Here is a 21723-nt window from a genome sequence, read left to right on the forward strand (position 1 = left end):
AAAACTCTTTTATCCCGGAACTATCTCATAACTATTACAAAACCGGAGGTTTGAACCTGAAAGAAACCCTTCTTGAGATTAAATCAGAATTTACTGACTACTTCAAAGAACGCGAAGCTGAGATCAACGGCTCTCTTCTCGCTGTCCTTTCAGGCGAAAATCTGCTCTTTCTGGGCCCCCCCGGCACAGCCAAAACCCAGCTTGCCAGAAGTATCTGTCAGACTATTGAAGGTGGGAACTTTTTTAATTACCTCTTAACAAGCTTTTCGACCCCTGAAGAGATTTTCGGGCCTCTTTCCTTAAAAGCCCTTGAAGAAGACGAGTTCAGGAGAAACATTAAAGGTTGCCTCCCAACAGCCCATATTGCTTTGCTGGACGAGATCTTTAAGGCAAGCAGCGCTATCCTCAACAGCCTCCTGACCATACTGAACGAAAGAAAATACCATAATGGAAGGGAGATAGTCAATGTTCCCCTGCTGTCGGTCTTCGGGGCTTCGAACGAACTTCCGGAAGAGGATGATAGCCTGGAAGCCCTTTATGACCGTTTCCTGTTCAGGTACAGGCTCTCATACATCCAGGATGATGAGAACTTCAAAAACCTCCTTTTCAAAGAACCTGATGAATTTAGACCTACTGCGAGCCTTCCGGTTTCAGAAATAGAGAAGCTTCGCAAAAGCGCAAACTCCCTGCCTGTTGACCCTGATGTTGAAGTTATAATCACAGAACTCCGGAGGAACCTCCAGCTTCAGGAAATTGAGATTTCGGACCGGCGCTGGAAAAGAATTGTCCAGGTCCTGAAGGTTGCAGCCTGCAGCAGTGGGTGTCCGGCTGTTGACAGAACAATGGCACTTTTGCTTCAGCACATGCTCTGGAACCTGCCCGAAGAGAAGGAAACCATCAGAAAAACGGTTTTCGAATTCGTGGTCTCGGGTGGAATTAACACGGAGAAATTGCGCCTGGATGCAGGAGACCTCAGGGAAGCCATAAGCCTTGCCCTGAAAAACGATTTGCCTGTGGGAATCGCCTGCGACAGCTGCGGGGAAAAGTTCAGGTTCAGGCAGGAGGTAAACGCCCACCACGATACTCATCCTGACCACAGCTACAGTTTTATGCAGGAAGGCTCGTCAAGAATCTACCCTTACGATAACCTGATCAGAGAACTCGATTCCCTCTATAAAAATTCAGAAATGCCGGGGACCATTCCCCCGGCCCGCAGGAAGGTTTTCGAAACAGAATTCAAGGGCCTAGAAACTCTGGTGAGGGGTATAAAAAAGCGGCTTGGAGAAGAAAGGCAGGTCCTCAGGGACATGATGGAAACAAATATCTGGCTCTCCACCCTTGACAGAAACGAAGTTCTCCTCCTGCACGACAGCAGATATGAGGATTTATCCAAAATTGAAACACTCGTAGAAGAGATCCGGAAAATGCCAGGTCTGGACCTCCTGCCCGAAAAAATGGATACAAAAGTTCAGATCCCCGGTCCGGCTTCTGATACGACATCTGATTCTGAAAACCGGACAGGAAATAGTGCAGGAAACTTTATGAAAGGTCTGGGTTCAAAGTTAGGGTTTAGATGATGGAAGATTTAGAAAAAGGAATTTATATTCAGGTATTAAAGATTTCTAACTGATCTCGAACGAAAATTTAAATCACGGAAGATACTGGAAAAAATCCCAATAAGTTTTATTTTTGTCTTTTCAATTCTTCTTGTCTTTTCAATCCTTCTTATCTTTTCAATCCTTCTATAGATAACAATGAAAAAGTAATAAACCATAGAACTACAATCCAATTTCTTGTTGTTTCATCGACGTTTAAAAATACGATTGCTACTGCGAAAATAATTGAGATTCCAATATTAAAATATGCTATATTTTTAGAATTTATTTTTAAAATCATCTAATGTAATTGATAATTAAGTATTTAAAAGGTTTTAATACAAGGTCAAAATAGAATTGAATATAACTAGAATTGAATATAACATCAGGATTATGAGAAATCGCACGTTGTGCGATGTTTTTCTGCTTTGCTTATGAACAGGTGGAGATACTGAGTTAAGAGTATTGCGTTCCTGACTATAATCTGGTGATGCCATGGACAGTTTTTCGAACCATTTTTACGATCCCTCTCCAAAAGACTCCTTTTTATCAGAAAAATGCCCTCTTCCCTCCTCCCTCAGTTTTCAGAAAACGATCGCTTACCTGCTGGAAAATGAACTTCGAAGCACAGTAGCTTTTCCAGGGGTCGTTCCCCGTCCTCTGCGAGAGAAAATCGCTGAAATAATGACCCTTGAAGTCCTTTTCGGGCAATCTTATGAAATAAAAGACCCGGAAAAATTCATCGGGCGTTTCGGGGCTTTTTACCCACTTTACCTTACCCTGAGAAACTCGAAAAGCTGGCCAAAAATTCGAAAAATCGCGAATAAAAGCCAGGGTGCCGGGATTGCCTGCCTGAAAATCCTTCTGCCTCTGCTTTACGAAACCCTCGAAAAGTTTTCAAAATATTCAGAATTTTCAGGCGGAGGGTTAAAAGAACTCAATGCCGAAATGGAAAAGCTCCTACAGGAATTTGAAAACATTTTGCAGGAAACTTTCCTGCTCTGGGGAAGTTTTTCAGAAGGGAATGCCTTCAGGAATTCAACTTTTCAGGCTCTTCAGGAAAAGGTCCCGGCTTTCATGCAGCTTGAAGGGAGTCAGGCTTTTCTTGAAAACGTGTTGCAAAGGCTTTACCTGCGGATGGAAGGCTTCGTTTCGGAAATAGAGGAAAACCTTGAACTCTTTGAGACCCTTGCCCTTCTCTTCCCTGGCAGGAACTGGAGTTATTCCGTAAAAGAGCTTAAAAAAGAGCCGTTTTATGTCCAGCTTAAGACGCTGAAAAATTATTCGGCTTTTTTTGAAAAAAACCCTGACCTCAGAAGAATTGTGAATTTTATAGGCAGGCGGGAATTTGACCCCCCCGCTGATCGCATACGCTATTCTCCTTTTGGAAAAAACAGGATCCAGAATGTACGGTTTTCAGACTCAATAAATAACCTCCTACCAATGGAAGCCGCAAAGCTCCTTAACCCGGCTCTGAAGCAGAAATTCTATGCCGATATGCTTGAGGGAAAACTCCTGAGCTACCAGCTGCTTGGCAAACACTATACCGGTCCTCCCCGAATAAAGCCGAGAGGCCCTATGATTGTGCTCGTCGATACCTCCGGTTCCATGCACGGGACTCCCCAGACCCTTGCCAAGTCTGCCGTGCTTGCCATGGCAAAGCTGATGCTCATTCAGCAGAGGGACATGAAAGTCATCCTTTTTGCCTCCACAAGCCAGCACCTGGAAATCGAGCTCAGCAGCAGGAAAAAGATGTCCGAAAAATTCCTGAATTTTCTCCTCTACACTTTTGGCGGCGGGACGGATTTCAATACCGCGCTTGCTTCGGGCCTTAAGTCCCTGAAAGAAAAAGACTTTCGGGGTGCAGACCTGCTCTTCATCACGGATGGAAAGTCCGAAATCTCTGATGAGCTGGTCCTTGCCCGCTGGGAAGAGGCAAAGAAGAAGTATAATGCAAAGGTCTATTCACTGATCATTGGAGGCAGCGGGGCAGGCGGGCTTTCTCAGATATCGGATTATACATATATTGTGGAAATGAAGCAGGATCTGGAAGGCACTGGCGGGAAAGTGAAACTGATAAATTGTGAGAATGAAAAATGAAAAAAGATAGAGTAAATGTGAGTTTAGAAATCCTTTCTTTCCTTAAAAGAAACTCACATAAAGGGATTGGGCAAATATATGAACATGTAGATTAAGATCGATAAAGAGATAGCAATCGACAGAATTACACAGATAAATTTTTTTACGTTCATTTTACTGCTCCAATTTAGATTTAAGAGCTGTTAACTATAAAAAGCGTTTCGTTTAAACTCAAAGCATGTATGTGATTATTTTTTCGACGGGTCTCCAGAAAGACTGGTGTAGGCATTATAGAATTTTTGGATTGAAATGTGGTTTCCGAGGGTTGAAGGAAGTGTTTCCCGAACCGAGTGGAGTGTTAATTTATGGCACTCGTTTTTACCTTCCAGGTATTCATACCTTCACTTTTTTCCAGCTTAAAGATAAAAGGTATCGGGTCTTTGCAATAGAAAACACAACCTTGAATGGTTTTACAAGTATATGATAATAATGTTATTATAGGCTTCAGGCAAATTTAACTCTTCATGAAACTCACGGTCCTTGTTGACAATAACACCCTTATTGACAGATATTTCTTTGCTGAGCCCGGTTTGTCCTTTCTTCTGGAAGATTCGGGAACCAGAGTCCTCTTTGATACCGGGTATTCGGATATCTTCCTCAAAAACGCCTGGAAAATGGGACTTTCACTTTCAGACCTCGATTACCTGGTCCTCTCCCACGGGCACCTGGACCACAGCTGGGGGCTTGAACCCCTGATCCGTTTCATCACGGAAGCTGGGATAGAAAGACTACCCTGCAGGTCTCCAGTTCTCGTTGCCCACCCCCTCGCTTTCGAAAGCAAAAAATGTGAAGGGATAGGGGAAATCGGAAGCCTGCTCACTCCCAAAAAGCTTTCCGAACACTTCAGGCTGCAGCTCTCAAGCATTCCCCTCTGGCTGAGCGAGAGGCTCGTATTCCTTGGGGAAATCCCCAGAAACTTCACCTTTGAGTCAGAGGCAGCTGTCGGATACGTGCAGGACAGGGAGGGAAACAAAATTCCTGACCTCCTTCCGGACGACACGGCTCTGGTGTATAGGACAGAGGCAGGGCTCGTAATCATCGCAGGCTGTTCCCATTCCGGGATCTGCAATATCATCGAATATGCAAAAGAAGTCTGCGGAGACAGCAGGGTCCTTGATATAATAGGCGGCTTTCATCTCCTGGAGCCCTCAGAAGAAAGGATGCACGGAACCCTCAAATACCTTAAAAAACTTGACCCCGGCTGCGTCCACGCCTGCCACTGTACGGACTTAAACTCAAAAATTGAGCTTTCGAAGGTCTGCAGGCTTAAGGAAGTGGGAGTTGGACTGCAGATTGAATATTTTTAACTATTCTACCTTTTTGGAAGGCTTTCATCAGCTTTTTCCAGTTCTTTTCTTACATTTTCTACTGTTTGCCAGGACTGCCTGACGATCTCGGGGAACTTTCCGCCGTGTTCTTTTCCCCATTTCAAAAGGAAACTTTTTGTCTTCGGGTCTGAGGGATAGCCGCTTCCGAAGTCTGCACCCCATTCTTTCTTGAGTTCTTCTATAAGCTCGTCTCTGCGTACTTTTGCAATGATAGAGGCTGCTGAGGCTACAGGATAAATTGCATCTGCCTGGTGCATGGAAATGATCTCTATTTTCTTTGCATGATCAGGACTGGTTTTTGCATACTGCCTGCGAAGATTTTCGCCAAAACGCTCGGCTTTTACGTCAGCAGCATCGGCATACACGATATCCGGTTTCAGCTGTTCAAGCACTTTTGCAAAGCAGACAACCATGATCTCATTCATGCTCATTATCTTCCGGAGTTCGTCTATCTGAGAGGGGCTAACCTCAAGGACGAAAAAGCCGTCTGCGTGTTTTTTGATCTGGACTGCAAGCTGCTCCCTTTTTTTTGGAGTCAGCTTCTTGGAATCTACAACCCCCAGCACCTTGAGGATATGGGCTTTAGATTCATCGATCTTTACGCCCCCTATGCACATGGGCCCGATTACCGGACCTTTTCCGGCTTCATCAATTCCTGCGATAATCATTCTCTGGCTGTCTCCTGATTTGAAGGAAGAGGGTTTATTACTTTATAAAAGTAGGTAAAGGTATATTTTTGCAAAGTATTAAAACAGGGCTCTATAATAATCCTTTGAAAAACAGACCTCTATTGATTTGAACTTAATGGCTTGACACATTTTTGTTTATTCATTTTCAGTTTTCTGCAGCTAATTTTTATAGGTTTTCATAAACTCAATAATATAATGTTTCAACTCTCTGAAATAGTGCATTCATGCCTCAACTCTTAAATAAATATTAAATGAAAAAGAAAAACTCAACTGTTAAATATCTTGAAAGAAACCTACTTTAATATTTTAAGATAAGATCATGTAAGTTAAGTGAACGAGGTAGATTTCAAGGTCTTTAAAGAATTTGGAAGTTTTTCCAATATAGTGCCATTTCTTTCTTGGTTGGAAGTCTTAATCTCTTCCTATATAAGTCCTTTAAAAATTTTTATCTGCCTCCCGACTTTAATTTTTCATTTCTGAATATTTATATTAAGCCTACGGACTGCCCTGTATTAAAAGAAGGACATTATCAGGGTTATAAGGATTCTCACGGTGTGAAATGCTATGTATTATGCTCATTCTACAGACAGAAAGGATAAGTCTGATTGGCAACCCCTAAAAGAACACCTAGAAGATGTGGCAGATATTGCTTCAGGATTTTCTAGAGAATTCAATGCCGAGCAATTTGGATATGCTTCAGGTTTACTGCATGATATTGGGAAATACTCCCCTGAATTCCAGAGACGTTTAGATGGCACCAATATCAGAGTCGATCATTCTACTGCAGGCGCACAAGAGGCTAGAAAACTCTACGGAATATTTCAAAGTCGTATACTGGAATATATCATAACCGGGCATCATGGAGGCCTTCTCAACTATGGGACTAAAGAATGTGGACTCGATGAACGTTTATCAAGATCGTTTTTACCGGATTATTCTGCATACAAAAGTGAAATTTTAGCTCCAGATCTGAACAAAGTTCGTCCCAGTCTTAATCCCATCAACAATAAGATGGGTTTTGCAATTTCGTTTTATACCCGTATGCTCTTTTCATGCTTGGTTGATGCTGATTTTCTTGATACAGAACGATTTCTTTCACCTGACAAATCCTCTCTCAGAGAGCAATATGAGTCGTTCAATAAGCTTTTCACAAAATTTGATAACTACATGAACACCAAACTTTCAAAAGCTGAAGACAACCCGATCAACAGATATCGAAGAGAAATCTATGAACAATGCATAGAGAAGGCAGAATTACCGCCACAGATGTTTTCTCTGACTGTCCCTACCGGTGGAGGGAAAACTCTCTCATCAATGGCATTTGCTCTGGACCATTTGAAAAAATACAATTTGAACAGAATTTTCTATGTCATACCATATACGAGCATCATAGAACAGAACGCAGATGTATTCCGCAAGATTTTTGGAAATCAAAATGTGCTTGAACACCATAGCAACTATGATCCGAAAAATGAAAAATCTGAAAATACTGATACTACACAGGAAAAATTGAAACTCTCATCTGAAAACTGGGACATTCCTATCGTCGTTACAACCAATGTCCAGTTTTTTGAATCTCTTTTTTCCAATCGAGTTTCTCGATGTCGCAAGCTGCATAATCTTGCAAAAAGTGTAATAATTCTTGATGAAGCTCAGATGCTACCTACAGGCTTTTTGAAACCGTGCCTTGCTGCTCTCTCTGAGCTGGTGGTCAATTATGGATCAACCGTCGTAATCTGTACTGCAACTCAGCCGAATCTTAATGGACTTCTGGACGAAAGTATCAGGCCTGTTGAGATTATGCGTTCGCCTCAGGAACTGTACGAAGCTTTCAGGCGAGTCCATGTGACGGATCTTGGGGATATGGCAGATACCGATCTTTCAGCTAAACTTAACGCGCATAAACAGGTTTTGTGTATTGTTAACACCCGAAAACACGCACAAAACCTGTATGAACAACTTTCTAAATCAAGTAGTTGTTGTCACCTGAGTGCAAAACTTTCAGTTAGGCTAAAAGCGCATAAACAAGTTCGATGTCTTGTTAACACACGACGTAAACATGCACAGAATCTGTATGGGCAACTTTCTAAATCAAATAGTTGTTACCACCTGAGTGCAAGAATGTGTCCGGTTCATAGGAGAGCGAAACTGAAAGAGATCAAAGATCTGTTGAGAAATGGGGATGAATGCCGCGTCGTTTCCACCCAATTGATCGAGGCTGGCGTTGATATTGACTTTCCTGCCGTGTACCGGGCTAAGGCTGGCATTGATTCTGTCTGTCAGGCTTCAGGAAGATGTAACCGTGAAGGAAAACTGGATTCTGGAGAGGTATATGTTTTTCGATCCACCGAAGCCTATGGCAAGGTGACATCCTGGCAGAGCCGCGTTGCTGAGATTGGAAGTATGATCTTTGATGAATGGGATGATCCTCTGTCACTTCCTGCTGTGGACAGGTATTTTGAGAAACTTTATTCCTATGAGGGTGACGGACTTGATAAAAAGAGAATTCTGCCCTCTTTTGAAGAAAGATTAAGAGATATTGCATTTCCTTTTGAGGATGTAGCTGATGCGTTCAACCTCATTGAGAATAATACGCGAGATATCATTATTCCGTATGATGACAAAGCCAGAGCCATTATCAAACAGATCCAGTATACTGGATTTCCTGGAAATTATGTTCGAAGTTTACAGGGGTATACAGTAAGCATTTATCTCGAAGAGTTCAAGGCGCTGGAGAGAATCAATGCAATTTCCTCCATAGCTGATAGATTTTTTGTTTTGGATGATGCAGAGAATTATTATTCTGAAAATATTGGACTTTTAAACAGAAAATGTGATGAAGAATTTCCATTGTTAACTGCTTAAGGAAGTGAATGGAATTTATTATTCTTTACTAGATACCGAAAATTTATATCCTTGTATACTCATAATCTAATGTATAGATTCCAAAATATGAGGATAAACAATGATCTGGAATTGTAATAATAGGATCTGGAATTGTAATAATAGGAGGTGATTGGAATAGCATTCGGAATCAAACTAAAAGTATGGGGAGATTATGCCTGCTTCACGCGACCAGAGATGAAAGTTGAACGTGTTAGTTATGATGTCATAACTCCTTCAGCAGCTCGAGGAATTCTTGAGGCGATTTACTGGAAGCCTGCGATTTGCTGGAAGATTGACAAAATTCATGTTCTGAACCCGATCAAGTTTGATAATATACGCAGAAACGAAAGGCCGGGAAAAATACCTGCGGGTAAGGTGAAAACTGCTCTTAAGGGGGGTGATGTTCCTCTTTATCAGGATTCAACAGAGGATACGGTTCAAAGGGCTTCCCTTGTTCTTCGTGATGTCTGTTATGTTATTGAGGCACATTTTGAGATGACAAACCATGCAGGGCCTGACGACACCGTTGAAAAACATTACAATATTACACTTCGGCGGATGAGAAAAGGACAGTGTTTCCATCACCCGTATTTTGGCTGTCGTGAATTTCCGGTTCAATTTGAATTAATTGAGGGGGAAGCCCCTGTGTCTTATTATTGTGAAAAAAAAGAAGGCGAACGAGATCTGGGATTCATGCTCTATGATATTGATTTTTCTGACGAGATGAAAGCCGTCTTTTTCCGTGTCTGTATGGTGGACGGGGTGATTGATGTTCAAAAATGCCTGTGTAATGGAGGAGTGTCATGATCATTCAATCCCTCTGTCGTTGTTATGATATTCTTGAGGAGGATGAGAACGCTAACATTCCAAAGTTGGGGTATAGCAGCGCCAAGGTCTCGTTTGCCCTTGTTATTTCTGATGATGGCGTTCTTTCGCATATTGTTGATCTCAGAAGCGAAGACAAGAAACCGAAACCACAAAATATGGATGTTCCTGCCCAGAAGTCTCGTTGCAGTGGAGTATTTCCATATTTTGTCTGTGAAAATTCAAAGTATATCTTCGGTGTTGAAAAACTGAAAAAAAATACTTTTGAGAATAAATTTAATCATCCTTCGTCCGAGGGCAATCCTGTCGATTATACGGTATTGGAGGAGAATGATAAAGAAGTCACTCTGGTTTATCAACGTTCTAGAGAGTGCTTTGAGGCCTTCAAAGCTCTTCACCACAGTATACTAGATGGTCAAGATGATCCAGGAGTCCGTGGATTCCTTGCTTTTCTGGATGGATGGAAGCCGGAAGAATTTCTTGAAAATCCAAAGATCAATCAGTATAAAGATGAACTTCTTGCTGGTGGAAACTGCATTTTTGAATTTGACGGGGAATTTTTACATCGAAATAGTGTGGTGAAAAACGCATGGGAAACAAACTCTCATGATGAGACCGGTGACACAGTAGTTGCTCAGTGCCTGGTGAGTGGAAAAGTGGAGCCGGTAGCCAAGGTACATCAAAAGATAAAGGGCGTAGTCGGGGCTCAGTCTGCAGGGGCTTCCCTTGTCAGTTTTAATGATGATGCATTCTGTTCTTATGGAAAAAAACAGAGTTTTAATTCCTCAGTCAGTGAATCATCGATGTTCAAATACACGACTGCCCTGAATCACCTTCTTTCAAGTCAGAGTAATAGAATTCGGATTGCTGATACAACAGTTGTTTTCTGGGCTGAGACAAGTGATAAATCAGGTAAAAAATCTTGTGAAGATCTTGTGAAATTCTTTTTTGTCCCTCAGGAAACAGAGAAGAATGAAGAAAATCCGGAGATAGAGAAGAATGAAGAAAAGAATGTAGAGGTTCCTCGAGTACAGGACACAAACCAGATTCAGCAGATCGAGGCTATTCTCAATAAGGTCCGAGCTGGAATGAAAATAAATCAAGAAGACATTAAGACAGATCCAGAAATGAATTTCTATATCCTTGGTTTGTCTCCTAATAATGCACGACTTGCTGTCCGTTTCTGGTATGTTGACAGTATTGGGAATTTTATTGAAATGATGGCTCGCCACCATCTTGATATGGAGATCATCCGGGGTGATTATGATCCACAGTACATCTCAATATATCGCCTGTTAAATGAGACCGTCCCTCAGAGTTCTGACAAAAAAACAGTATCTCCACTTCTTGGCGGCCTGATTATGCGTTCGATCCTGACCAATACGGTCTACCCTGTTTCTTTATACAACGCAATCCTGAGCCGTGTAAAGGTAGAGGGCTCAATAAATTCGGTCAGGGCAGGTTTCATCAAGGCATATTTGCTCAGATTAAGCAGAGCCGGATTATTAAATGTTAAGCAGGATTTGATTACCATGAGTTTAAACGAGGAGAGTTCAAATGTGCCATATCGGCTTGGAAGGTTATTTGCCGCTCTTGAAAAGGCACAGAATGATACGAATAAAGAGATGAAGAGCACCATTAACAGCAAGTATTTCAGCAGTGCCTCATCAACGCCCGCTGTTGTGTTTCCGGTGCTGTTAAAACTTGCACAACACCACATCGCCAAGTCTGAATGGGGTTTCAGATCCAGTCAGCTGATTGAACAGATTCTGGCGGGAGTGGATGAGTTTCCTGCGTACCTGAATCTCGAAGACCAGGGTATGTTCATGCTTGGTTATTATCATCAGCGGAAGGCATTTTTCACGAAAAAAGAGGTTATTTCAAGTAAGGAGGAGTCGTTATGAGCGAAATCATCAAGAATCGGTATGAATTTGTGCTGTTGTTTGATGTCGAGAACGGAAACCCGAATGGCGATCCCGATATGGGCAATATGCCCAGAGTTGATCCGCAGACCGGCAACGGTCTCGTCACTGATGTCTGTCTCAAGAGAAAAATCAGAGATTATGTTGACCTTGTGAAAAGTGGAAACGCAGGTTATGACATATATGTTAAGTCCGGGGCTGTCCTCAATGATCAACACAAGAAGGCCTATGATTATCTGGGGATAAAACCGGACTCGAAGAAACCAAAAGACGAGGAACTGACAAAATTCATGTGTCAGAATTTTTTTGACATTCGGGCATTCGGTGCTGTAATGACCACGGAGGTCAACTGTGGCCAGGTCAGAGGGCCTGTACAGTTCAGTTTTGCCCGCAGCATTGATAGGATCTTCCAGCAGGAAATAACGGTTACCCGTTGTGCGGTCACCAACGAGAAAGATGCTGAAAAAGGTCAGACGATGGGCAAAAAACAGATTGTACCTTACGGCCTGTACCGTGCAGAAGGATATATCTCGGCCCATCTGGCCGAAAAGACTGGATTTAGTGAAGATGATCTGGAATTGCTCTGGGACAGTCTGGTCAATATGTTTGAGCATGATCATTCGGCGGCAAGGGGTAAAATGTCCGCAAGAAAACTGATTGTTTTCAAGCATAATAGTAAACTTGGCTGCTGTCAGTCTCATATCCTGTTCGACAAAGTGCAGGTGGAGAGCCTCTCTCACGATCTGCCGCCCAGATCCTTTGGGAATTATAAAGTAACAATTTCAGATGACATCCCGAAGGGCGTTGAGTTGATCGAGAAATTATGATTGAAAAGAAATATGCCGAAGACGAGCTGCTCTCGTTGTCCGGCATACAACATTTCCATTTTTGTAAGCGTCAATGGGCTTTGATTCATATTGAGCGGCAATGGGAAGAAAATCTTCAGACAACTGAAGGTCGCTTTCTCCATGAGCGTGTGGATAATCCCTTCCTGAAAGAAAGCAGAGGCGACGTTGTGTTGTCAAGAGCATTTCCATTGGTTTCGTATCAGCTTGGACTCTATGGGATAGCGGATGTTATTGAATATATCCGTTCTGAAAATGGCATTTCCCTTCCGGATTATGAAGGTTTGTGGAAAATGCATCCCATAGAGTATAAAAGGGGCAAACCGAAGATTGACGAGCGCGATGAAGTACAACTATGTGCACAGGCAATGTGCCTTGAAGAGATGTTTAATGTAACCATAAACTCTGCTGATTTTTACTATAATGAAATTCGGAGAAGAATTCAGCTCGAAATAACCGAAGAATTGAGAAACCTTGTGATTTCTTTGTCCGACGAAATGCATTACCTCTTTAAGAAAGAGCTTACTCCATCTGCTGAAAAATCCCGAAACTGCAAATATTGCTCTCTTATAGATGTCTGTATTCCGAAATTAACGAAAAAGTCTGTTTCTGCTCGCAAATATGTTAGCAAGCATTTGAACGATGCATGTACTGGTGATCTCTAAAAATCATATTTTTCAATGAGTAGCTCTCGATTCAAACTTGTACGTTTAGTAGAAGGGGTCTATATATATGAGAAAATTATTGAATACATTATATGTCACAACCCCCGACTCTTATCTTCTCAGAGACGGAGAAAATGTCGTTGTTAAGGTAAAAGATGTTGAAATATTTCGTATTCCTATACATAATCTTGAGGGTATAGTTTGCTTTGCATATATGGGCGCCAGCCCTCAGCTGATGCGACTTTGTACTGACAATAATGTTGGACTATCTTTTTTGACCCCGAACGGAAAGTTTCTGGCGCGTGTTAATGGAAAAGTTAGAGGGAATGTCCTGCTACGGCGTACGCAGTATCGGAAAGCAGATCTTGACGAAGATTCTCTTGACCTCGCTAAGTGTTTCATCATAGGAAAAGTCGTTAACTGCAGGACTGTTCTTGGAAGAGGTATCCGTGACCACGGAGATGTAGTCGATATCAATAAAATTCGTTCGGTTGATGATTTGCTGATAGATAACCTCAAGAGCATTGATTCCTGTTTAAATTCGGATTCTCTTCGCGGCATTGAGGGAAATTGTGCAAAATTTTATTTTAGCGTATTAGATGAACTTATTCTTAAGCAAAAGGACAATTTTTTCATATCTAATAGGAATCGTAGGCCTCCTCTTGATAATATGAATTCACTTTTGTCTTTTTTGTATACATTGCTTGCTCATGACGTTGAATCCGCCTTAGAAACAGTTGGGCTTGATCCATATGTTGGTTTTTTCCACGTTGATCGTCCTGGAAGACCCAGTCTTGCTCTTGATTTAATGGAAGAACTCCGGCCTTTTATTGCTGATCGCCTTGCATTGAATATGGTAAATCTCAAGCAAATTGATGGAAAAGATTTTCTCAAGAAGGAAAACGGAGCTGTCCTCATGACCGATGATGGGCGGAAAGAAATACTGTCGGTCTGGCAAAAAAGAAAGCAGGATCAAATTACCCATCCTTATCTAAATGAAAAGATCTCTGTCGGATTAATTCCGTATGTGCAGGCAATGTTGCTGGCTCGTTATTTAAGGGGAGACATTGATGGTTATCCGCCATTTTTTATGAATTGAGGTGATTTAAGTGATGGTATTGGTAACATATGATGTGAGTACAGAATCCGAAGGTGGAAAAAGAAGGCTGAGAAAGGTGGCAAAAGAGTGCGAAAATTACGGACAGAGGGTTCAGAATTCTGTATTTGAATGCCTTGTGGACCCTGTTCAGTTTGCACAACTTAAACATTCCTTATGTGATATCGTAGATGAGGATAAAGATAGTCTCAGGTTTTACTATTTGGGTAAAAATTGGAAAAACAGGGTGGAGCATTTTGGTGCAAAAGAGGGGTACGATCCAGAAGGTTTATTAGTTGCATGATCTCTGCGAACCCATAGTGAACATTGATTTACCGGGGGGTTCGCGGAAAAAATCAATTCATTATATTTATTTTTTGCGGCAATTTATCACTGGATTCAAAAACGTAAATTTTTTAAAAATGTATATATATGAACGGGTTGATGCATAACCCTAATTAATTTACAGTCGCACCCTTCGCGGGTGTGTGGATTGAAATATCACAGTACATATCACGACAACGAAACTAATTTATCGTCGCACCCTTCGCGGGTGTGTGGATTGAAATAACATGGATTAAACTGATCAAACAGAAAACCGAGTCGCACCCTTCGCGGGTGTGTGGATTGAAATGTTTCCTAAGATTTCATGTTTAACGCGATAAACGTCGCACCCTTCGCGGGTGTGTGGATTGAAATTTTTATATCTCGTTTGCTCAATTTTCTTTTATATGGTCGCACCCTTCGCGGGTGTGTGGATTGAAATCTGTAATCCCAAAATAAAAATCAACTTTTCCACGTCGCACCCTTCGCGGGTGTGTGGATTGAAATATCATACTGAGCAATCATCGAAAGAGCAGCATCACGTCGCACCCTTCGCGGGTGTGTGGATTGAAATTCTAAGGATGTTATAGAAAAGATGGCGCGGGTTGTCGCACCCTTCGCGGGTGTGTGGATTGAAATTAGGTACACTTTGATCGCTCCGGAAAGCTTCTCGTCGCACCCTTCGCGGGTGTGTGGATTGAAATGATTTAGAATTTTTCAAAAACAAAGAAACTGAACGTCGCACCCTTCGCGGGTGTGTGGATTGAAATCAACATTGAAGGGCGTTCACGGTCTATATTTGCATGTAGTCGCACCCTTCGCGGGTGTGTGGATTGAAATAATAACGATTTTTAAAAACACTGGAGCGACAAATGTCGCACCCTTCGCGGGTGTGTGGATTGAAATCAAAATCATTAGATCTAACATGGGAATCAGCAACGTCGCACCCTTCGCGGGTGTGTGGATTGAAATCTGCTATCGATACGATGAGGCCAACATGTCTATTGTCGCACCCTTCGCGGGTGTGTGGATTGAAATTCGATGATGCTCCGAGGGTTGGCGGAGTATATAAGGTCGCACCCTTCGCGGGTGTGTGGATTGAAATCATCGTCTGCTTTCGGAGTAGTGTATATTATCCTGGTCGCACCCTTCGCGGGTGTGTGGATTGAAATAATTCCCGTTGTGTTGAGATCAAGCCCGTCTATGAGCGTGTCGTCGCACCCTTCGCGGGTGTGTGGATTGAAATTCGTTTCATTCCAAGCTCAAACATTGTAACAGACGTCGCACCCTTCGCGGGTGTGTGGATTGAAATATGTCAAATTTAGCAATTGTATGAAGGCCTGAAGTCGCACCCTTCGCGGGTGTGTGGATTGAAATTCTTCTTCTTCGGAAGGTTTGAACCATATTGGAGTCGCACCCTTCGCGGGTGTGTGGATTGAAATAAATCTAAATTGGATTTGGTTTGCAAATGATGGGGTCGCACCCTTCGCGGGTGTGTGGATTGAAATATAATTTCAATTGTGGATGACACTTTAAAAGGTCGCACCCTTCGCGGGTGTGTGGATTGAAATCAGAATAAACATTGATAATATAGTCATGCCCCGCAAGGGTGTGTGGATTGAAATGGTATATAGTAAAGAATTACTCCGAAAAACAATATAGTCGCACCCTTCACGGGTGTGTGGATTGAAATCCGAAACAAAAGCATTAAATCTAAAGTTGATTATTTTTGGGGTTAAGTTAGCTAGTAACAGATGAGATGAAATCCCCATGCCAGTAATCACCTTGCATTATGAAGACCTTGAGAAACTCACAGGAATAGATAAGGAAACCATCATAAAACGGGTGCCTATGATAGGAGCCGATATCGAAAGGATAGAAGATGAGTCCGTAGATATCGAGTTCTTCCCTGACAGGCCTGACCTTTACAGTGTTGAAGGGGCAGCCAGGGCAATGCGGGGTTTTCTTGACCTTGAGACCGGGCTTTCCGAATATGCGATAAAGCCTTACGAGGTATCCATATCCGTCAGCGAGGATATCCTGAAGATCAGACCCTTCCTAGGGTGTGCGGTCGTAAGGGGAGTAAAGTTTACATCCTCTTCTATCAAATCCCTCATGGACCTGCAGGAAGACCTGCACTGGGGCCTTGGGAGAAACAGGAAAAAAGTTTCCATAGGGGTCCATGACCTTAAAAATGTGAAGTCCCCTTTCCGCTATATGGCAGTAGATCCCGGATTCGAGTTCGTGCCTCTCGATTATACTGAAAAGATGAGCATGACGGAAATCCTGGATAAGCACCCGAAAGGCACAAGGTTTGCCCATCTCGTAAGGGGTTTTGACAAATACCCGATCATCCTGGACGCAGATGACAATGTGCTGTCCTTCCCACCCATCATTAACGGAACACTTACATCCGTAACCGAAAGCACAACCGACCTTTTCATTGATGTTACAGGCCTCGGGGAAGCTGTCTACACGGCTTTGAATATTGTTGTTACAGCCCTTGCAGAAAGAGGAGGGCAGATCGAGTTTGTAAGGCTAATCCGTCCAGGGGGCGAAGAACTTGTCCTGCCTGACCTTGAGCCCAAAGAAAGGCTGCTTACCACAGGCGAAGTAAAATCCCTTATAGGCATGGAACTCTCAGTTGAAGAGATCGTAAAACAGCTTGAGAGGATGCGCTTTGGAGCATCTGCCCTTGATAAGGAAACCATTGAGGTAAAGGTGCCGGCTTACAGGGCAGATATCCTGCACAACTATGACCTTGTAGAGGACATTGCCAAAGGTTACGGCTATGAGAATATCAAAGTAAGGATCCCTGAGACTTATACTGCAGGCAAGTCCCACCCGATTTCCCTGATGCGAGCTCCAGTAAATGAAATAATGGTCGGTCTTGGCTATTATGAGGTTATGCCTTTTACGCTTACCAGTGAAAAGGTCAACTTTGAAAACATGTGCAGGCAAAAGACGGATGACGTTACCTACGTGCTTCACCCGATAAGCGAAGACCAGACAATGCTCAGGACAACCGTGCTTCCCAACCTGCTTGAAATCCTTGCCTTAAACCAACACAGGGAACTTCCGCAGAAAATCTTCGAGTTCGGCGAGGTCGTAAGCAACGAAACAACCAGCCAGCACGTAGCTGCAGTCTCGATCCATCCGCAGGCAAATTTCACCGAAATCTATGAGGTTGTAGACGCCTTCATGAGAGAAATGATGCTTCCTTATGAGGTAAAAGAGTCTGAAGACCCGGCTTTTCTCGAAGGCAGGCGGGCAGATGTTTATGTCAACGGCAAAAAACTCGGAGTCTTTGGAGAACTCCACCCCGAAGTAATAAACAATTTCACACTCGGATACGCCGTTGTAGGGTTTGAACTTGACCTGAACAACCTTATAGGTTAAAAGTAAAAATAACAATAAATAAAATTAAAGAGCAATAAATAAAAATAAATAACAATAAATAAAAATCAAATTTTAGTTAAGAAGAATTAAGAGGGAACTTTCCTCTCCTCTTCTTTCCTTTCCTTTCCTCTCCTCTTCTTTCCTTTACTTTTCTCTCCTCTTCTTTCCTTTACTTTTCTCTCAGCATCTTTTCCATTTCCGCTGCGATTTTCCGAACTTCAGGAATCTCATCGGTTTCAGCCAGCCTGTACACAAGCTCAAGCATCCTCTCTCTCAGGTAGTCCATGTCTTCAAGGGCAAAGGAGAGTTCTTCGATGAGAGCCCCCAGGCTTTTTGTTTCTATGAAATCTGCCAGCTTTTCAGGGTCTGCTTTTATCAGGAAGAGGGCTTCAGGGGAGTTAAAGTCCACATTATATTCTTCTTCAAAGACCCCTTTTGGAAGTGTTTTGAGCCACCTGACCCTCCTTATATGGCTGATAAAGTCAGTGATCTGCCTGTATTCGTAGTCCCCCGTAACCTTTCCGATCAGCACCTCATTTCTGGTCTTGAGGGGGACTGCCACAAGGTCTCCTTTCTTTATTTTTGTAACGAAAGAGCAGATATCCACTGCCCAGGTTTCGGAACGATCTCCCCGCATGCCGGGATATTTTTCGAGTATGAGTTTCTGTACCTGCTCTTCGTTTTTAATACTGGATAAATTCGGGAATTCAGCCCCTCCGATGGTAATCACGCTGTCTTCCAGAATTATCTCTTCGTCTTCCAAAGTGCCTGCGGCTTTGAGTAACCAGAGCTTCATAACCTGCCTCCAATTTATTTATTAATCTGGCAATAATTATATATTGTACGAACATTTATTCTTATAATGAGAATATTTTTTTCATTATGTGAACATTTTTTCCAGTCAAAAAAATTAATTTGATTAACCTTTTTAACCTTTAAATCTATCAGGACAGCCTTTAAGATTATTTTATTTACTTTTAAGGTAATCCTGATAACCTTTCCCTACCTTTGAGCTTCTACAGATTCGTACAGCTTCTTTGCTAATTAACTGTATCCCGCAGTCCCGGATCTCCGCAAGAAAAACTCTTTAAGTTTTCACTCCCAACTGCAGGTATGAGCAAGAAGGTCTTTGTCGGGGTTGACGGCTGCAGAGCAGGCTGGGTTGCAGTGCTCCTTGAAGGAGAAAATGAGAGTGAATGCAGCTGGAAAGTTGAACTTTTTCCGGAGTTTTCGTGCCTTGTTGATTTTTTGAAAAATAATTATATCCAGGCAGAGCCCTTTATTCTGATAGACATTCCTATAGGTCTGAAAACCGGAGGCAGTGGGGAGCGGCTTTCGGATCTTGGAGCCCGTAGAGTCCTGAAAGCCCGGAAATCCAGCATCTTTCCTGTGCCCTGCAGGGAAGCAATTTATGCGGAAACCTATAAAGAAGCCTGTGAGGTCAATGAAAGGCTCACTGGAAAACGCATCTCGAAGCAGACCTGGCACATAGTCCCTAAAATCCGGGATGTGGATAGTTTCCTGGTTGAAAACGAAAATTTCAGGGAAAAAATCCGGGAGGTAGGGCCTGAGATATGTTTTCAGGCTTTTACAGGCTTTCCTATGAAATACCCGAAAAAGAAAGCCGAAGGTTTTCTTGAAAGAAGGGAAGCCCTTGGTAATTTCTGCCCATTTGCAGATGAAGTCATCGAATATGCCCTTGCAAAGTACAGGCGAAAGGATCTTGCAAAAGACGATATCCTGGATGCCCTTGCAGCTGCACTCACTGCAAAAATGGGGAACATTTATGGGTTTGTGTATGTGCCCCATGAACCTGAAACTGATAGTAAAGGATTGAAAATCCAGATGATTTACTGTGAATTCAAGGAAGTTAGAAATCGTAAAAATGCAGAATGAAACGTTGAGGAAGGTCAGAGTAAAAACAACCGGGTTAAAAGCTAGGTTAAAAACTGGGTTAAAAGCTAGGTTAAAAACTGGGTTAAAAACTGGTTCAACTAATATTTTAAAAAAGTTCAAAAGCCTGGCTTTTCTTCCAATGGTTCAGCCACCTGCATGCAATGCCAGAAAAGCTCTTTTCCCCAGCTTAAAGCTTTTTCCTCGGTGGATATAAGAATCTGATCCCTCAATTTGCCATCTTTTTCAAAAAGTTTAAGCGCAAGGAACCTGTCAGTTACAACAATTGAGGGAATGGGTGCGGGTTTCCGGCAGATAAATATTTTTGAATTCTTATTTTTAAACAGCCTGTCAGCTTCTTCCGGAAAACCGGAGAATAAGCGCTCTATAACATTTTCGGTCATGCAGAGAACATGCCTGGTGCCGTTTTCCGCAATGCCTGCATAAAGGGAAGGGGCTTCCGGATGGAAGTAGGATACAAAGGTAAGGATCTCTTTTGAACTCAGGAGTTTTTCCATGAAAAACTTAGGTGTCTCAAACAGATGTTCCGCATCAGGCTCAAGCAATTCACAGTGCCCAAGTTCGTCAATCCTCTCCAGAAGGAAGTCTGGAATCCGGGTTAAATCACGGGTCTTCCAGTAGTCTTCATTGACTTCAAAAACCTCAATTGTACTCAGGAGAGGCTCCATATTTTCAACTATTATTTTTCCTATTTCGGACAACCTGTAAATTTTCTTTTCCTCAATAATCAGGTGAGCATCTCTCATTTTTTTAATATGGGGCTGGATCGAGCCGGCACCTATGTTGAGCAACTCTTTGATTGTATCGATATCTCTTGGTTCTTTCCTCAGAAGAAATAAAAGATCTTTTCTCCTGTCAGAAAAAAGGATGAGATTAATAAGTGACTGTTTCATCTGCTCACCTGCAATTTACACTGTTACTTCTGTATAGTACCCTATGACTTTTTTTATTTATAATTCCAAAAAATTTTTTTATTGGTAATTCCTAAAAAGGTTTTCATTATAAGTTCCTAAAAAGGTTTTCATTTTTGAGCATAATTACTTCCCTATATTTTTATATTTAAAGAATATTTATTCTTACTGGAGTTGTGAGACCGCTGGATCTAAACATATATTCTTGTGGAAAATGTACATGCTCAAAAGAATCTGAGTTTACACTTGAGAATTTAACTGAGAACTTAACTGAGAACTTAACTGAAAACTTAACTGAAAATTTAACCGAAGGTTTAGCTGGAGAATTAACTGATAACTCAGCCAATCTAGATAATTGTTCAGTTAAAGGTTCAACTGCAGGCTCTATTAACAGTCCAATCACTGTGAGCAACCCGTATAAAAACTCCATCGGAATGGAGTTTGTCCCTGTCCCTGCAGGAGAATTTGATATGGGTTCTTCTTCCCGCGAGAAGCGCAGAAAGCTCTGGGAAAGCCCTGTACACAGGGTATCTATAAAAAAACCCTTTTATCTGGGCAGGTATCCAGTTACGCAGGAACAGTGGAGTAAAGTTATGGGGTATAATCCTTCCGATTTCAGGGGTGAAAAGTACCCGATTGAAACTGTTTCCTGGGAAGAAGCGCAGGCTTTTATTCGAAAACTTAATGCCGTTGAAAATATTGGTGAAAAAAGCCCAGTTTATCGCCTCCCCACAGAAGCCGAATGGGAATATGCAGCAAGGGCAGGAACCACAGGCAGTTATTTCTTCGGTGACTGCGAACTCAAACTCACAGAATACGCCTGGTTTCTCAAGAACTCCGGACTTGAAGCTCACCCTGTCGGTTTGAAAAAGCCCAATCCTTGGGGACTTTATGATATATACGGAAATGTAGGGGAGTGGGTACAGGACGAATACCATATCAGCTACAAAGGAGCGCCTTCAGACGGCAGGGCATGGGAGAGTCCCTTCCCAAGCGTATCTGTTCCTGTACGTATAAGAAGGGGTGGGGGTTGGAACGGAAATGCAGGATGCTGCAGGTCGGCTGAAAGGCTTTTTGCAGCGCAGGACAGGAAGCTTAACAGCCTGGGATTCAGGGTGGTTAAGGAAATATAATTACCAGGAAGTATAATAGTGTCTTTTTTAGAGGACAGATCATGAACTTAAA

Annotated in this window: 17 protein-coding genes and 1 CRISPR repeat array; of the genes, 13 read left to right on the forward strand and 4 right to left on the reverse strand. The window is 42.4% G+C overall.

What is annotated here, in order from left to right; translation table 11 throughout:
- Positions 1-50: 50 nt before the first annotated feature.
- From MSWH1_RS09690 to MSWH1_RS09700, 3 genes are all read left to right on the forward strand, one after another.
- A complete protein-coding gene (locus MSWH1_RS09690) occupies positions 51-1577 on the forward strand; it encodes an AAA family ATPase (RefSeq protein WP_231591714.1) in 1527 nt (508 codons plus the stop codon).
- A gap of 513 nt (positions 1578-2090) precedes the next feature.
- A complete protein-coding gene (locus MSWH1_RS09695) occupies positions 2091-3695 on the forward strand; it encodes a VWA domain-containing protein (RefSeq protein WP_082088098.1) in 1605 nt (534 codons plus the stop codon).
- A 503-nt stretch (positions 3696-4198) separates the two neighbouring features.
- On the forward strand, positions 4199-5041 hold the full coding sequence (locus tag MSWH1_RS09700) for an MBL fold metallo-hydrolase (RefSeq protein WP_048128071.1): 843 nt from the start codon (positions 4199-4201) through the stop codon (positions 5039-5041).
- 5 nt (positions 5042-5046) lie between these two features.
- On the opposite strand, the gene rnhB is transcribed toward MSWH1_RS09700, so the two are convergent.
- Entirely contained in the window at positions 5047-5730 is a 684-nt protein-coding gene (gene rnhB, locus MSWH1_RS09705) for a ribonuclease HII (protein WP_048128073.1), read from the reverse strand.
- 585 nt (positions 5731-6315) lie between these two features.
- Here rnhB and cas3 point away from each other — a divergent pair.
- The 8 genes from cas3 to pheT all read left to right on the forward strand — a co-directional run bounded on the left by cas3 (position 6316) and on the right by pheT (position 17713).
- Positions 6316-8616 (forward strand): CRISPR-associated helicase Cas3', encoded by a 2301-nt coding sequence (gene cas3, locus MSWH1_RS09710; RefSeq protein ID WP_197074584.1) that lies wholly within the window; start codon positions 6316-6318, stop codon positions 8614-8616.
- 147 nt (positions 8617-8763) lie between these two features.
- On the forward strand, positions 8764-9444 hold the full coding sequence (gene cas5c, locus MSWH1_RS09715) for a type I-C CRISPR-associated protein Cas5c (protein WP_197074585.1): 681 nt from the start codon (positions 8764-8766) through the stop codon (positions 9442-9444).
- Complete coding sequence (gene cas8c, locus MSWH1_RS09720; RefSeq protein WP_048128075.1) at positions 9441-11366, forward strand: type I-C CRISPR-associated protein Cas8c/Csd1; 1926 nt, start codon at positions 9441-9443, stop codon at positions 11364-11366. Before cas5c ends, cas8c begins: the two co-directional genes overlap by 4 nt.
- Positions 11363-12211 carry a type I-C CRISPR-associated protein Cas7/Csd2 gene (gene cas7c / locus MSWH1_RS09725; protein ID WP_048128077.1) on the forward strand — a complete coding sequence of 283 codons (849 nt, stop codon included), beginning with the start codon at positions 11363-11365 and terminating at the stop codon, positions 12209-12211. Before cas8c ends, cas7c begins: the two co-directional genes overlap by 4 nt.
- The gene (cas4, locus tag MSWH1_RS09730) at positions 12208-12894 is read left to right on the forward strand and encodes a CRISPR-associated protein Cas4 (protein ID WP_048128079.1); all 687 of its coding nucleotides are present in this window, start codon (positions 12208-12210) and stop codon (positions 12892-12894) included. Before cas7c ends, cas4 begins: the two co-directional genes overlap by 4 nt.
- 67 nt (positions 12895-12961) lie before the next feature.
- The gene (gene cas1c / locus MSWH1_RS09735; RefSeq protein ID WP_048128082.1) at positions 12962-13993 is read left to right on the forward strand and encodes a type I-C CRISPR-associated endonuclease Cas1c; all 1032 of its coding nucleotides are present in this window, start codon (positions 12962-12964) and stop codon (positions 13991-13993) included.
- Positions 13994-14006: 13 nt separating this feature from the next.
- Positions 14007-14294 carry a CRISPR-associated endonuclease Cas2 gene (cas2, locus tag MSWH1_RS09740; RefSeq protein ID WP_197074586.1) on the forward strand — a complete coding sequence of 96 codons (288 nt, stop codon included), beginning with the start codon at positions 14007-14009 and terminating at the stop codon, positions 14292-14294.
- Between the two features lie 164 nt (positions 14295-14458).
- Positions 14459-16007: direct repeats of the CRISPR family, unit length 32 nt; unit sequence GTCGCACCCTTCGCGGGTGTGTGGATTGAAAT.
- 77 nt (positions 16008-16084) lie between these two features.
- The gene (pheT, locus tag MSWH1_RS09745) at positions 16085-17713 is read left to right on the forward strand and encodes a phenylalanine--tRNA ligase subunit beta (RefSeq protein WP_048128085.1); all 1629 of its coding nucleotides are present in this window, start codon (positions 16085-16087) and stop codon (positions 17711-17713) included.
- Positions 17714-17882: 169 nt separating this feature from the next.
- Here the strand turns inward: pheT and MSWH1_RS09750 are convergent, their stop codons facing one another.
- Complete coding sequence (locus tag MSWH1_RS09750; protein WP_048128087.1) at positions 17883-18509, reverse strand: restriction endonuclease; 627 nt, start codon at positions 18507-18509, stop codon at positions 17883-17885.
- 317 nt (positions 18510-18826) lie between these two features.
- On the opposite strand from MSWH1_RS09750, the gene MSWH1_RS09755 reads away from it, so the two are divergent.
- A complete protein-coding gene (locus MSWH1_RS09755) occupies positions 18827-19609 on the forward strand; it encodes a DUF429 domain-containing protein (RefSeq protein WP_048128089.1) in 783 nt (260 codons plus the stop codon).
- 116 nt (positions 19610-19725) lie between these two features.
- Here the strand turns inward: MSWH1_RS09755 and MSWH1_RS09760 are convergent, their stop codons facing one another.
- Positions 19726-20520, reverse strand: coding sequence for a winged helix-turn-helix domain-containing protein (locus MSWH1_RS09760; protein WP_048128091.1), 795 nt, complete (start codon positions 20518-20520; stop codon positions 19726-19728).
- Positions 20521-20686: 166 nt separating this feature from the next.
- Positions 20687-20941, reverse strand: a complete 255-nt coding sequence (locus MSWH1_RS20175) for a hypothetical protein (RefSeq protein WP_231591716.1) — start codon at positions 20939-20941, stop codon at positions 20687-20689.
- Position 20942: 1 nt separating this feature from the next.
- Here MSWH1_RS20175 and MSWH1_RS09765 point away from each other — a divergent pair, with 1 nt between their 5' ends.
- Positions 20943-21671 (forward strand): formylglycine-generating enzyme family protein, encoded by a 729-nt coding sequence (locus tag MSWH1_RS09765; protein ID WP_231591718.1) that lies wholly within the window; start codon positions 20943-20945, stop codon positions 21669-21671.
- Positions 21672-21723 lie beyond the last annotated feature (52 nt).

It is taken from the genome of Methanosarcina sp. WH1 (assembly GCF_000970005.1).
Classification (GTDB): Archaea; Halobacteriota; Methanosarcinia; order Methanosarcinales; family Methanosarcinaceae; genus Methanosarcina.

What these genes read in the sequence shown, in the direction of transcription:
- MSWH1_RS09755 (WP_048128089.1), top strand. Translation starts at nt 18,827, where the DNA reads ATGAGCAAGAAGGTCTTTGTCGGGGTTGACGGCTGCAGAGCAGGCTGG.
- cas7c (WP_048128077.1), top strand. Translation starts at nt 11,363, where the DNA reads ATGAGCGAAATCATCAAGAATCGGTATGAATTTGTGCTGTTGTTTGAT.
- MSWH1_RS09750 (WP_048128087.1), bottom strand. Translation starts at nt 18,509, where the DNA reads ATGAAGCTCTGGTTACTCAAAGCCGCAGGCACTTTGGAAGACGAAGAG.
- MSWH1_RS09700 (WP_048128071.1), top strand. Translation starts at nt 4,199, where the DNA reads ATGAAACTCACGGTCCTTGTTGACAATAACACCCTTATTGACAGATAT.
- cas4 (WP_048128079.1), top strand. Translation starts at nt 12,208, where the DNA reads ATGATTGAAAAGAAATATGCCGAAGACGAGCTGCTCTCGTTGTCCGGC.
- cas2 (WP_197074586.1), top strand. Translation starts at nt 14,007, where the DNA reads ATGGTATTGGTAACATATGATGTGAGTACAGAATCCGAAGGTGGAAAA.
- cas3 (WP_197074584.1), top strand. Translation starts at nt 6,316, where the DNA reads ATGTATTATGCTCATTCTACAGACAGAAAGGATAAGTCTGATTGGCAA.
- rnhB (WP_048128073.1), bottom strand. Translation starts at nt 5,730, where the DNA reads ATGATTATCGCAGGAATTGATGAAGCCGGAAAAGGTCCGGTAATCGGG.
- cas8c (WP_048128075.1), top strand. Translation starts at nt 9,441, where the DNA reads ATGATCATTCAATCCCTCTGTCGTTGTTATGATATTCTTGAGGAGGAT.
- cas1c (WP_048128082.1), top strand. Translation starts at nt 12,962, where the DNA reads ATGAGAAAATTATTGAATACATTATATGTCACAACCCCCGACTCTTAT.
- MSWH1_RS09760 (WP_048128091.1), bottom strand. Translation starts at nt 20,520, where the DNA reads ATGAAACAGTCACTTATTAATCTCATCCTTTTTTCTGACAGGAGAAAA.
- pheT (WP_048128085.1), top strand. Translation starts at nt 16,085, where the DNA reads ATGCCAGTAATCACCTTGCATTATGAAGACCTTGAGAAACTCACAGGA.
- MSWH1_RS09695 (WP_082088098.1), top strand. Translation starts at nt 2,091, where the DNA reads ATGGACAGTTTTTCGAACCATTTTTACGATCCCTCTCCAAAAGACTCC.